This is a genomic window from Nonomuraea sp. NPDC059007 (genome assembly GCF_042740555.1).
In the GTDB taxonomy this organism is placed as follows: domain Bacteria; phylum Actinomycetota; class Actinomycetes; order Streptosporangiales; family Streptosporangiaceae; genus Nonomuraea.
In genome coordinates, this window is the sequence record NZ_JBHYJD010000001.1 from 306,715 (window position 1) to 318,925 (window position 12,211).

Consider the following 12,211-nt stretch of genomic DNA (forward strand, 5'->3'; position numbering starts at 1 on the left):
GTTCAGTGCGCTGAGCTGGGGTTTCTCGGTTCTCATAGACTCCTGCCCTCATCCAGGCGAGGGGTCTGACGGCTCAAACCGGCCGCAGCTCGGACTCCTTATGTGACGGGAGCCGCATGTCCCACACAGCGGAGCCGCCGAGTGCGGCCACCTCCAGGCCTGTCCATGGGCAGGGTGGCGCAGCAGTCCTGCGAGCAGAAATCGATCCTCCAACGGCGCGCAAGTCGCGCAGGCGCTGATGACCGGCGAGGTGCGCGTCTACAACGTCGTCCAGACCGCCGCTCAGATCCAGGCCGACACGAACACGTCCGTCGCCGCCGCGGCGACGACCACCGCAGGACGGAGACAGGGCACAGATGCCGTCGCCACCATAGAGAGACTGACGGTCAAGAACAGTCGCCCTGTGGACGGTGACGCCCGCCTAAACGCAGTGTGCGGTCTCCACGCGGAGGCCGCACACTGCGCCATCGGGACGTACGGAGAATGAATGTCTCAACTCGTTGAACGTCTCCGCGAGGTCATCACAGTGGAGAGAAGCGAATTCTTACTGAGAGATCAGGAGGGGACGCTGGACGAGCCACCTGGCTGGCCTCGCCTGGAGGAGATCTCAGCACGCCTCAGCCAGGGCTCCTGGTTCGAGGCGACCTTGAACTGGGCGGTATTCCTGAGCAGCGCCCCGTGGCACGATACCCCGGTGGTTCTGGAGCTATGGGATGGCCCTCCTCCTGACATCTCCGGCTCCTGGGAGAGAAGTAAGACGACGTCTTTCTACTCCAGCTCAGGTCTCGTCTACTTGAGCGAGCTGTTCGGCAGCGGTCCCCCGCCCGTTCCCATGGATCTGCGTAAAGACGCCGGCGACTGGGCGATCAGAGCAAGCCGTCGTCCGGGAACCGGCTGGAGCTGGCCAGACGAAGATGTTCCTCCACATGGAGTCGAGGAATGGTGCATACAGTTCTGGCCGTCGGAAGGCTTGGATTCCAGCCTTACCAAAGCGCCCCGCAGAACGGAGGAATCCGCAAGCGTCCGTCGGTACCTCGAGACTCTGTCCAGAACTCGCAGGTAATGCCTCGCGAATTCCTTTGTCGACTACCACGGCGCGACAGGGCTGTGCCGCTTCAAAACTCGTACACGTGGTCTGAGCCGGCGTTTCATCGGGCCGGTCACGCGGCTCGGTGGTTCTCGTGATCGCACCGCCTAACACCTACGGCGCTGTGTTTGTCATGGTTGGGTGGGCGTTGCCGGCAGGGCTGGTGCGGTCGATGCGTGTTGTAGTGACCGGCGTACTCGTCCGGGCTGATCGCAGGTGGCATCTACCGTAGATCAGCATCGCGTCGACCCTTTCGGATCGCGTCAATACAGCTGGTCGCGGGCTCGGGGGATCACGCCCGTGACAGTGGTGCCGCCGCCCGGGGTGCCGTTGATGGAGCAGGAACCGCCGACTGCGGCCATGCGCGTTCTCATGATGGCCATGCCCTTGCCGTCCACTGCCTCGTGAAAGCCGCGACCGTCGTCGCTTACCGTGAGGCGCAGGCCGCCCCGGTTCACCGTCACGGCGATGGACACGGTCTGCGCCTGGCTGTGCCGTTCGACGTTGGAGAGAGCTTCCAAGATGCAGGCCAGGGCGGTGTCGGCCACCGGACCTGACACAGGTTCCGCAGGCAGGGCCCAGGTCTCCACCGCGATCCCCGTGCGCTGAGACCAGTCGGCCAGGTGGATTTCCAGCTCGCGCCTGAGGTCCTGCGGCCAGGTGTGGTGCTCCTGGAACTGCTGAGTCACGTAGTGGCCTTTCTCTTCCCGGAGGGGAAGCCCAACTGGACAAAGATCACGGTGAAGAGGACGGGGATCGTCTGCGTGCGAGCCGTAGACCGAGGCGCCACCCACCGCGCAGTTCCCAGGCGTCGGTCATGTCGATGCGCTGTCAGCTCGGCAACTTCCTCATAGATATCCACACACGGAGGCAGGCGAGTCGTCCGTGCAAGTATTGGACAGGAATCCTGCGTGCCTGGCACAGCAGCCCGTCACCGTAGTCCTTCTGAGCTGGTGAGAACCTGTGATCCCGCGTAGGCGGGATCATCCCCAAGATCACCGATCAGTGGGGCATCCGCCTCTTAAGGGCGTTTCGTTCATATACCGGTCGGCCGCGGGTACGCAAGGGTGCCGGGACGGTTGGCAGCGTAGCGGACGGTGCCCCAACCCCGGTCCAGCGCTTCGTGAGAGGAGACCGTCGTGTGGGTGCGGATGTCCACGGACGAGGTCGTGCCGAAGGACAGGGCCGACTGGTACCGGCATGTGGTGTCCAGGGCCGTGGTCAGGGTTCCGAGCGTGAACCCGGATCCTGAGCCTGGGGCAGGTCGAGGTCACAGCCTGTTCAGGTGATCGGCGCCCGCTGGGGATTCACCCGTCCATCGTCCTTCTCCCGGACCTTCGGCACCGGCCCCAGCACCTACCGCCGCCGTCCGACCCGGCACGCAGGCGACCGTCAGGGGCAGAGCGGGTCGGTGTGGCCGCCGTCCGGCACCAGCTTCTTGATCTCGTCGGACTCGGCGGCCAGCTCTCCGTACACCCGGCACAGATGAGCCAGCTCCGCCTCGACCCCGGGCGAGGCGGCCTCGGCGCCCCGCGCCGCCATCGTGGCGAGCCGGTCGGCGGCGCTCCGCCCGCCCGCGGGCAGCAGGAGCCCGATCTGGTCAGCGGCGACCAGGGCGAATCCGTCGTCGCCCACCGGGAGCAGGGTCCGCCAGGCCATGGGCAGGCGGAGCTGCTCGGCACGTCGCCCGCCGGGAATCGACCAGCGGGTGACCCGCTGCGCGTCGCTCAACTGGGTGGCGAAGACCCGCATGTCCTCCAGCGACAGGCTGCTCGGCTGGGCGAGCGGGAAGTCGAGCCAGGTGTTGTGGAGGGTGGATCCGGTGGCGTCGAAGGCGGGCGAGCCGACCGACTCCGAGAGGCTCATGTCGTCCAGCCGGGCGATCTGCCGGCCGGTCTCGGCATCCCAGACGAGGAAGGCCGGCTGCTTCTCACGTTCCTCGAACGCCGCCACCCGGCGTCCGTCCGCGCTCATCGTGACGATGGAGCTCGCCAGGCTCTCGTGCAGCACGGTGGTGGCGCCGTCGAAGGCCAGGCGAAGCAGCCGGTGACCGGTCGCGTTCTGCCTGCCCGCCTTCGTGTCGGTGGAAAAGACCAGATGTCCGAGTACGGCACCGCCGGCGACGAGCCGGAAGAACGAGATCGAGTCGGTGGGGCCCACCTCCAGCGGAACCGCGGGCAGCGCCTTGCCGCCGGGCAGGTCCCAGCGCATCATGCTGGTCTTCCCTGCCACGGCCGTGACGAGCCCGACGCTCTGCCCCTCCGGATCGATGGAGAGCGCTCCCGGCACGACGTTGTCCGGCAGCACAAGGGCGAAGACGGTGGCCATGCGGGCGAGGTCGGTGACGACCAGGCAGGTGCGCACCACGGTGAAGGCTTCGTGCGCGGTGGGCGAGTCAGGCACCTTGATCACACACATGCCGTCGGGTACCCGGCTGTACGGAGTGACCGCGATCCTGGCGGTGTAGGTGGCTGCGGCGTAGCGGCCGTCGGCGCTGAGGGCGATGCGGTTCGCGCCGTCGGCGCCCTCGCCGGGCAGAGTCACCGGGTACGCGGTGCCGTTGCCGAGCCGCCACAGGACGACTCTGCTGTCCGGGGAGCGGGTGAGCAGCGCCCGGCCGTCTGTCGTGATTTTTCCGGACAAGCTGCCGCCGGGGCGGGCCTCCCCCTTGAAGGACACGAGGCCGACCGAGGTGTCCGGGATGATCCGGGCCAGCGGCAGGGCGTCGCCGTACAACTCGTGGATCTTCTTGCGGGTGTCCGGGGTGTCCCGTGTCCTGTGGGCGCGGATGGCCAGCTGGGCCGCGCCGTAGGGGTCCGTGGCGGCTCGCTGCTCGGCCCGTTCGAGCAGGGTCTGCGCGGCGTTGGCGGAGACCGCGCCGCTGAGCGGGATCCAGACGGCGAGCCCGGCAGCCACCACCACGGCCAGGCCGGCCGCGCGCCGCCGTCTGACGGATCGGCGCCGCCGTACGCTGAGCCCGATGAACTCCCGCTCCTCCTCGCTCAGATCTTCGGGCCGCTGCCTGAGGCGGCGCAGCGCGTCGCCGAGGTCCGCGCCGGCGAGCAACCGGGCGGGGAGGCGGTCGTGCCGCCGCCAGAGCGCGATCCGCCGGCGCAGTGACTCCTGCCAGAGCCGGAATTCGCGGGCCTGCCGGGCGAGCTCCCGCAGCCGGGTCCAGCGCGTGACCAGCGCCTCGTGGACGAGGTCCGCGCGGCGCCCCTCCTCCACGACGACCAGGCGGGAGACGGCGAGGCGTTGCGCCACCGCCCACTGCGCCGCGTCGAGCTGCTCGCGCGGCGCGCTCCGCCGGGTGATCTCCTGGCCCTCCGGGTCCGGGCGGGTCAGCTGGATGAGCAGGCGCTCGGCGTCCCGCCGCTCGTCCGCGGTCAGCTCTCCCCAGACCTGCTCGGCGAAGCGGTTCAGGCCTTCGCGTACGCCGCCGATCTCCTCGTAGGCCTGGTGTGTCAGCTTCCCGCCCGACTGGCGTTCCCAGAGCTGGGCCAGGGTGAACTGCAGCAGAGGGAGCCGTCCAGGCCCCACCCCGAGGTCGTCCAGCAGCCGGACGGCGAGGCCCCGCTCGTAGTCCACCAGCGGAATCCGCGTGATCGGTTCGAGCACCGCGTCACGCAGGCCGCGGGTGGAGAGCTCGCCCACGTTGATGGTGCGCTCCCCCGCCGCGAGCGGCGCGAGCTCCGCGTCGCGCAGGACGGGGGTCAGGTAGTCGGTCCGTAGCGCGGCCAGCACGCCGAGCGCGGAGTTCGGCCGCTCGGCGTGGAGCAGGGCTCTGGCGAAGGCGGTACGCTGCTCCGCCGGTGCGGAGAGCACCTCTTCCAGCTGGTCGACGACCAGGATGAGCCGGGATGCGCCGAGCTGGTCGAGAACCGCGCTGACCAGCTCCGGCATGGCGCCGTGCTCCAGATGCCCGGCGAGCTCGTCGGCCCGGGTGAGGCGGTCGGCCGCTTCCCCATGGGTCAGCGCGAGGGCGAGCGCGTGCAGCGGGCTCCGTCCCTGTCCCGGCCGGAAGAGGGCGACCGCCGGGCCTTGGAGGCGCGGGATCACGCCCGCCTGGATGATCGAGGACTTGCCCACGCCGGACGGCCCGGTGACCGTCACCACCGGACGTTCCGCGACGAGCCGGGCGATCCGGGCGACCTCGTCCGAGCGGCCGAAGAAGCTGGCGGTGTGCTCGCGCCCGAACGGCAGCAGTCCGCGGAAGGGCGAGAGCGGCCGTACGGCGTCGCGTAACCCCGGCCAGGCCTCCAGCAGTTTGGCGGTGGGGATGAGGTAGCCGCTGCGCCGGTCGCCCGTCCACGCGGCGACCACCATGCCGACGACGTCGCCGCGATCGAGGTGCCAGGCGGGTGTGCCGGAGAACCCGCGCTCGAGGTGAAACCGGCTGCCCTCCTCGACGTCGACCTGGAGCCAGCCTTGCGACTGGGGGCCGCGGAGCACACCCACGCTCCACACCCCCTGCTCCTTGCCGTCGGGAAAGCCGAGCATGGCGACCCGCTCGCCGAAGGAGGCGTGGTCGACGAGCGGCGCGGGCGCCACGTCCACGTTCCGGCCGAGGCGGAGGACGGCGACGTCGTGTTCCCCGTCCCAGAGCATGATCTCGGCGTCGAGCCGGGCGCCACCGGTCAGGAAGGTCACCGGGACGCGGCCCTCCGGCGGGGGATCGAGCTCGAAGTCGAGGCCGGCGGCCAGGCTCACCACGTGGGCCGCGGTGATCAGATGCTCGCCGGTCACGGGGAAGGCGGCCCCCACCGGCCACCCATCCCGGCCCAGCACACCGGCCACGCTCGGGGCGCTCGTCCGCATGCGAACCACGCTAAGCCCAAACGGCCTGGCTTGCCGTACGCTCCCTTCGTGACCTACGTGGAGATACCGCTGGACGGCGGCGGCAGGCTGGTCGTCGAGGTCGAGCCCGCGGAAGCCGAGGAGATCCAGCGGGCGGGTCGCGCCGCCCGCGCTCTCCGCCAGGCCGGCAGCACCCTGCAGGCGGCGATCACCAGCGTGACCCCGGCCGTGGAGAGCATCGCGCGCAAGCTGCGCGACATCGAGAACCCGCCGGACCGGCTGGAGCTCACGTTCGGTATCAAGATCTCCGGCGAGGCCGACGTGGCCATCGCGAAGACCTCGTCGGAGGCGCAGTTCCAGGTCGTTCTCGAATGGGGACAGGCCGGCTGACAGAGGAAAAACACATTGCCGCAGGTAGGCAATGAAAAGTATGGTTTTGCGCTCGTGATCAGAGTGGTGGAACGGGTCCTGCCGGCCCGGCTGGGGACAGGGTTCCGTTGGTTGCTCGCGTCGAGCTGGCTGACGAATCTCGGCGACGGGCTCGCGGCCGCCGCCGGGCCGTTGCTGATCGCGTCGTTGACCCGCGACCCGCTGATGATCTCACTGTCGGCGCTGGTGGGCTGGGCCCCGCAACTGCTCTTCAGCCTCTACGCCGGGGTGCTGTCGGACCGGCACGACCGGCGCCGGATCGTGATGGTCGCGAACCTGGCCCGCGCGGTGGTGCTCGCGGTGCTCGTCGTCCTCCTGGCCACCGGCACGGTGACGGTCGTGACGGCGCTGATCATGCTGACGCTCAGAGCCGTCGCCGAGGTGTTCGCCGACAACGCGACGGCCACGCTGACCCCGACGATGGTCGACCGGGACGATCTCGTGGTCGCCAACGCCCGCCTGGGCACCGGGTTCATCACGCTCAACCAGCTCGCCGGGCCGCCGATCGGCGCCGCGCTGTTCGCCGTGGGCTACACCTGGCCGTTCGCCAGCCAGCTGCTGCTGGTGCTGGCGGGAGTCCTGCTGGTCAGCCGGATCAGCCTGCCGCCCCACGGCCGGCAGGCCGGCGACCCCAAGCCCGACACGATCCGGGAGCTCGTCGCCGGGTTCCGGTGGACCATCAAGCACGCGGCGGTACGCACGCTGGCGCTCACCATCCTGATCTTCAACTTCACGTTCGGCGCCGCCTGGTCGGTGCTCGTCCTGTATGCCCAGGACCAGCTCGGCCTCGGTGACATCGGCTTCGGCCTGATGAGCACCATCAGCGGGATCGGCGGTCTCATCGGCACCGCGCTGTATGGCACCATCACCCGCAGGCTCAGCCTCGGCGCGCTGATGCGGATCGGGCTCATCATCGAGACCCTCACCCACCTGGGACTGGCCCTGACCCATTCGCCATGGGTGGCCGGAGGCATCTTCCTGGTCTTCGGCGCGCACGCCTTCATCTGGGGCACCACCTCGGTCACCATCCGCCAGCGGGCGGTCCCGCGTGAGCTGCAGGGCCGGGTGGGCGCCGTCAACACCATCTGCGTCTTCGGCGGCCTGGTCGTCGGTTCCCTGATCGGCGGCATCCTGGCCACCAGCTTCGGGGTGGCGGCGCCGTTCTGGTTCGCGTTCGCCGGCTCCGCGGTGTTCGTGGTGCTGCTGTGGCGCCAGCTCCTGCACATCGCCCACGACTAGGCTATTTGAGCCGGGCGAGCAGATCGTCGAGGACCTTGCCGAGAGCTTCGGAGTTGGCGTCGTTGAACCAGGTCGTTCGGACGCGTTCGTTACTCCCGTTCGGGGTCTCGTGGTCGGCCGCGAGCTGACTCAGGGAGCGGGCCTCGTCGCCCAGGCTGCGCCCGACGCCCTGGAAGAGGCCGCGAACGTAGCGGTCCGCGACCTCCTTGGGCACGCCCTGGCCGGCGGCCCACGACGCGAGCGTGGCGAGGTAGGAGTAGTGGGTGGTCAGCGTCCCCGTCAGCGCGGAGAAGACGTTGAAGCCCGCCTCGTCCTCGACCGGGAGCGCACCGCCCAGCCGTTCGAAGAGCGCGTCCACCTCCGGGTGCGACGGGCACGTCACCGTCACGGAGTCGCGTTCGCGTACGGGCGGCAGCGGAATGGCCCGCACCACGGGACCGTCGGTGGCGAGCACCCGGCGCACGTCATCGATGCCGACACCGGCCATCAGGCTGACCACGATCTTGCCCGCGTCCACCCGCAGGCCGGCCAGCGCCTCCTGCCGGTCGTAGGGACGTACGGCGATGATGACCAGCTCGGAGCGGTCCACCACGGCCTGGTTGTCCGCGCACACCCGCACGCTGTCGTAGGACGAGGACAACTCCGCGGCCGTGCGCGCTCCCCGCGGGGAGAGGAACACCTCGGGCGGCTCCCCCGCTCCCTCACAAAGACCCACCACGATGGCCCGGCCGATCTCGCCCACGCCGATGATCCCGATGCGCTTCATGGTGTCTTCCTTCATGTGGGCAGCCCGTTCATGACCAAGGTACGGGAGCCCAGCCCGCTAGGAGCCGAGCGGGATACGCACCGAGACGGCCCCGCGCAGCACGATCCCTGCCAGGTGGTGTCCAGCTCGTCACGCAATGAATGTCCCGCACCGTGGGCATCAGTCATGGTCAGCGGGCTGGAGTTCCTTCGGGCCAGATGCAGGTGGACGATGCACCGAGAAAGAGATCGTCACCCTCAGCCCAGGTAAGGAACAACCTGAAGCCGTCAGGCTGAGACTCCCCACTCAGGTCCGGATTGCCGTTACTCCCCATGGATACGATGCGATGACCTTGAGACTGCCAGAACACCCGAATCTGCCGAGAAATAGCCAGATTTTGATCTTTCGGAACATCGCGCAGCCAGTATGCGCGGCTCACGATGATCTGATTTTCGGAGGCACCTTCGCCCAGGCAACCACTTGGCGTGTTGAAGGACGCGATCACCTCCAGCCTAGGTTTGGGAGTAACCGCTTGAACCGTCTCGTTGATCAGCTTGTCGTTGAGGGCAATCGCCTGTGTCTGGCTGAGAGTGGGCTTGTTCACGGCGCATCCCGTCAAGAGGAGGAGAAAAAGAGCAAGGAGAGCACGGAGCACATCGTCACCTGTTCGGCTTGCGGGCCAGGGCGGGGTCGATCTCAGGCATGAGGAGTTGGGGCTGGCCGCTACCCGGCCGAGGCATTGTCAGATGGTCGTATTGGCCGTTGATGAGCCGGCCCATGTTGCGCAATGAGGTGGATCCGGCGTCCCAATAGCTGCTGTGAGCGGCTGTGTAGACCTCCCGGCCCACGGGAAAGCGGTGGGCGCCGAACGAATCGTCCCCCGGATCCGCCCCGAAGCTGCCCAATGTGGTTACCGGGTCGCCGCCGGCCTCGCCTACCCAGACGTGTTTCGGGTCGAGGCCCAGTTCGCTGGCGTGGTTGACGCCTACTCCGGGGCTGCCGACCAGGATGAGGTCGTCGGCCAGGCGGCCTGGGCGGAGGGTGGCGGCGTGGCCGCTGGTGAGGGAGCCGTAGCTGTGGCCGATGACGACCGCGCGGGCCGTACTGGAGGGGTGGTGGGAGGCGCGCAGGCCGTCGGTGAAGGAGGCCAGGGCGGCGCCGCCCTTCGCGGCGGCGCCTTGGAAGGCTACGGATTTGCCGGGATCGAAGAGTCCGGGGTCGATTTGGGGTGCGTCGTAGCCCAGCCAGGTGATGGAGGCTATGGATTTTCCGCCGCCGGTTACCGCTGCCTGGCGCCATAGGGCTCGGGCGCGTTCCAGGTCGCCGTGGGCGGCGTCCAGTCCGGAGGTGAGGCCGGAGACGTTGGTGACGGTGATGTCGGCGGTGTCGGGGTTGCCCCAGGAGATGATCAGCCTGCCGTTGCCGGTCAGGTCGAAGGCGAGCAGCAGCGGGCTCGGGTAGCCGGGGCGGGGCTGGAGTTCCTGTTCGATGAGGTTCAGGCGGCGGAGCTGGTTGGCGATCTTCTCCCAGGTGCCCAGGTGTTCTGGGTGGTCGATGGCCGTCTTCTCCAGTTCTGTGGTCAGGCGGGCCTTTTCCGCGCTCAGCCAGTGGCGGTTGGCCTGGTCGCGGATGGTCGCGGGCAGGCCGTTGAGGTTGCCGAATCCGGCGAGGGTGGTCAGGCGGGAGTCCTCGGGCAGGGTGTGCCACCAGGTGTTCACGCGGGCGGCCAGGCTTGTGTCCTGTCCCTTTTCCTGTACGGCCAGCAGCGCGCGGACTGCCCCGGCGTCTCCGGCGGCGATCTGGTTCAGGAGCCGGCGGACCTGAGCGGAGCCCGGCGCATGGGCGCCGAACAGGTCGTACGCCGCCCGGCCGGCGGGAAGTGTGCTCCAGGGAACGGATCGCTGGATGCGGGACAGGCGTTGTCGCAGGTCCCGGCTGCTTTCCGCAGACCAGCCGGCCACCTGGCCGAGGGTGTGGCCCGGCTGGGCGGACAGGCCGTGTCCGGTCAGTTCGGAACCCAGGCGGGCACCGGCCGGCGCGAGTGTGTGTGCCGCTTGGTCCAGGGCCGATGCCAGTGTGGCCATCGCCTGCGGGTCGATTCCACGGAACGCGCCTGCCGGGGCGCTCGCGCCGGTCGGTGAGGTGGTCACGGCGGGGATCGCGGGGTTCGGGCCGCCCTGCCGTACGACCAGGTCGGCCATAGCGCGCATCGCGGCGGACAGGGAGGACTGGAGCCTGGTCCGGTGTCCCGTGAGGTCGGTCGTGAACGCCGTGGCGCCGCCCCCGACCCAGGCGTGGGCGTGCATCAGCCGGGTGGCGGTGTCCAGTGCGGCGTGGTGTTCGATGGCCAGGGCCGTCACTCGTTGGAAGGCTGCCAGCGCCGCCGCGTACTCCGCCATGACCGGCCCAGGATGGCAGGCCCGGCGCCTCTTTCTCAGGCGGTCAGCGGCTTGCCCAGGCCTGACCCGAAAAGAGGCTGATCGGGTCAGAACAGGGTGAGCGGCGGCTCGTCGGCCACCGGCTCAGGCAGCGGGGCGAGGCCGGGGAGCTGGGCGCGTACCTCGTCGTGGAAGCGGCGGGCCAGGGTCAGCGCCTCGGCGTTGTCGGGGGTGTGGACGAAGACCGTCGGTGATCGCCCTTCGCGCAGCCAGGCCGCGGCCGTCTCCACCCAGAACCGCCAGCCTTCGACGGTCCTGGCGGTGTCGTCGCGGCCGAGGTAGCGGACGATCGGGCGTTCGGTGAGGGCGTGCGAGCGGCGGGGGACACGGGGTTTCTTGGTCCACGCGTCCCGCTCGGCGTCGCTGGACGGCGGGCTTTCGAAGAGCGTGACGGTGTCGAACGGCACCCATTCGGCGTCCAGGTCACCCAGCAGCCGCTCCAGGTTCCCGATGGACGGGGCGTGGTCGAAGAAGGCTCGGTGCCGTACCTCGACCGCGTAGTTGTAAGCCGTGGGCATGCGGCGCAGGAACGTGGCCAGCACGCCCAGATCGGACGGGGAGAAGGAGCCGGGCAGCTGCACCCACAGGGCGTGGGCGCGGGAGCCGAGGGGTTCGATCGCGTGGAGGAAGGCGCGGACCTGGTCGCCGACGTCACCGAGTCGGCCTTCGTGGGTGATCGTCTTGGGCAGTTTGATCACGAAGCGGAAGTCGGCCGGGGTCTGAGCCGCCCAGGTCTCGACGGTGGCGCGGGACGGCGTGGCGTAGAAGGTGGTGTTGCCTTCGACCGCGTTGCACCGGGAGGCGTAGGAGGCGAGCCGCTCGCCCTGCGGAAGCCCCCAGCGGGAATGACTCCACATCGCGCAACCCACGTGTAGATCCATGAATGCGACGTTACCGGTCCAGGTACGCTTCCAGGCCGCCGATCAGCAGGGTGACGGCGTCGTCGAAGGCGTCGGGGCGGACGCCGCCGGTCGACTCGGAGAAGATGAAGCCGCTGACGAACGAGCTGAGGATCTCGGCCGTCCGTGGCAGTTCGTCCTCCGGGACTCCGGCCGTGCGCAGGAGGCGGTCGAGCACCTCCCACAATCCGCCCTGCTGCCTGCTCATCACCTCGGGGTGGTTGAACACGTACCGCCACAGCGACGGCTGCCGGCGGGCCAGTTCGCGGTAGGCGTGGCCGAGCGCCCGCATCTGGTCCTGCCACGGCGAGCCGTCGTCGGGGGGGATCGCGAGCCGGCCGGCGGCCCTGAGGCAGAGCTCGTGGAGCAGGGCGGTCTTGTTCTCGACGTGGTGGTAGACCGACATGGGGTTGACGTCCAGTTCGGCGGCGAGCTTGCGCATGGACAGCCCTTCCACGCCGCCCGCGTCGATCAGCCGCCACGCCGCGGCGTAGATCTCTTCCGGAGTCAGAGGGGCACCCCTCCGCGCGCTCACTGCCATACGCCGTATGGTAGCGTCCGCCATACGGTGTATGGC

10 protein-coding genes are annotated in these 12,211 nt (G+C 69.2%); 3 read left to right on the top strand and 7 right to left on the bottom strand.

Going from position 1 to position 12,211, the window contains the following annotated elements; translation table 11 throughout:
- Nucleotides 1–238 precede the first annotated feature (238 nt).
- A complete protein-coding gene (locus tag ACFWY5_RS01370; RefSeq protein ID WP_379630246.1) occupies nucleotides 239–487 on the top strand; it encodes a hypothetical protein in 249 nt (82 codons plus the stop codon).
- Nucleotides 488–1,350: 863 nt separating this feature from the next.
- On the opposite strand, the gene ACFWY5_RS01375 is transcribed toward ACFWY5_RS01370, so the two are convergent.
- Nucleotides 1,351–1,776 (bottom strand): sensor histidine kinase, encoded by a 426-nt coding sequence (locus ACFWY5_RS01375; RefSeq protein WP_379630247.1) that lies wholly within the window; start codon nucleotides 1,774–1,776, stop codon nucleotides 1,351–1,353.
- Nucleotides 1,777–2,479: 703 nt separating this feature from the next.
- On the bottom strand, nucleotides 2,480–5,905 hold the full coding sequence (locus ACFWY5_RS01380; RefSeq protein ID WP_379630248.1) for a trypsin-like peptidase domain-containing protein: 3,426 nt from the start codon (nucleotides 5,903–5,905) through the stop codon (nucleotides 2,480–2,482).
- Between the two features lie 48 nt (nucleotides 5,906–5,953).
- On the opposite strand from ACFWY5_RS01380, the gene ACFWY5_RS01385 reads away from it, so the two are divergent.
- Nucleotides 5,954–6,274 carry a CU044_2847 family protein gene (locus ACFWY5_RS01385; protein ID WP_379630249.1) on the top strand — a complete coding sequence of 107 codons (321 nt, stop codon included), beginning with the start codon at nucleotides 5,954–5,956 and terminating at the stop codon, nucleotides 6,272–6,274.
- Between the two features lie 54 nt (nucleotides 6,275–6,328).
- Nucleotides 6,329–7,552 (top strand): MFS transporter, encoded by a 1,224-nt coding sequence (locus ACFWY5_RS01390; RefSeq protein ID WP_379630250.1) that lies wholly within the window; start codon nucleotides 6,329–6,331, stop codon nucleotides 7,550–7,552.
- A 1-nt stretch (nucleotide 7,553) separates the two neighbouring features.
- Here ACFWY5_RS01390 and ACFWY5_RS01395 read toward each other — a convergent pair whose 3' ends face one another.
- The 5 genes from ACFWY5_RS01395 to ACFWY5_RS01415 form a co-directional block, all read right to left on the bottom strand.
- Nucleotides 7,554–8,318: an NAD(P)-binding domain-containing protein gene (locus tag ACFWY5_RS01395; RefSeq protein WP_379630251.1), complete on the bottom strand. Its 765-nt coding sequence runs from the start codon at nucleotides 8,316–8,318 to the stop codon at nucleotides 7,554–7,556.
- A 169-nt stretch (nucleotides 8,319–8,487) separates the two neighbouring features.
- Nucleotides 8,488–8,901, bottom strand: coding sequence for a hypothetical protein (locus ACFWY5_RS01400; protein WP_379630252.1), 414 nt, complete (start codon nucleotides 8,899–8,901; stop codon nucleotides 8,488–8,490).
- Between the two features lie 55 nt (nucleotides 8,902–8,956).
- A complete protein-coding gene (locus ACFWY5_RS01405; RefSeq protein WP_379630253.1) occupies nucleotides 8,957–10,696 on the bottom strand; it encodes an alpha/beta hydrolase in 1,740 nt (579 codons plus the stop codon).
- 86 nt (nucleotides 10,697–10,782) lie between these two features.
- Nucleotides 10,783–11,616 (bottom strand): DUF72 domain-containing protein, encoded by an 834-nt coding sequence (locus tag ACFWY5_RS01410; protein ID WP_379630254.1) that lies wholly within the window; start codon nucleotides 11,614–11,616, stop codon nucleotides 10,783–10,785.
- 10 nt (nucleotides 11,617–11,626) lie between these two features.
- Nucleotides 11,627–12,175 (bottom strand): TetR/AcrR family transcriptional regulator, encoded by a 549-nt coding sequence (locus ACFWY5_RS01415; RefSeq protein WP_379612288.1) that lies wholly within the window; start codon nucleotides 12,173–12,175, stop codon nucleotides 11,627–11,629.
- Nucleotides 12,176–12,211: the final 36 nt, after the last annotated feature.

What these genes read in the sequence shown, in the direction of transcription:
- ACFWY5_RS01370 (WP_379630246.1), top strand. Translation starts at nt 239, where the DNA reads ATGACCGGCGAGGTGCGCGTCTACAACGTCGTCCAGACCGCCGCTCAG.
- ACFWY5_RS01415 (WP_379612288.1), bottom strand. Translation starts at nt 12,175, where the DNA reads ATGGCAGTGAGCGCGCGGAGGGGTGCCCCTCTGACTCCGGAAGAGATC.
- ACFWY5_RS01410 (WP_379630254.1), bottom strand. Translation starts at nt 11,616, where the DNA reads ATGGATCTACACGTGGGTTGCGCGATGTGGAGTCATTCCCGCTGGGGG.
- ACFWY5_RS01405 (WP_379630253.1), bottom strand. Translation starts at nt 10,696, where the DNA reads ATGGCGGAGTACGCGGCGGCGCTGGCAGCCTTCCAACGAGTGACGGCC.
- ACFWY5_RS01380 (WP_379630248.1), bottom strand. Translation starts at nt 5,905, where the DNA reads ATGCGGACGAGCGCCCCGAGCGTGGCCGGTGTGCTGGGCCGGGATGGG.
- ACFWY5_RS01395 (WP_379630251.1), bottom strand. Translation starts at nt 8,318, where the DNA reads ATGAAGCGCATCGGGATCATCGGCGTGGGCGAGATCGGCCGGGCCATC.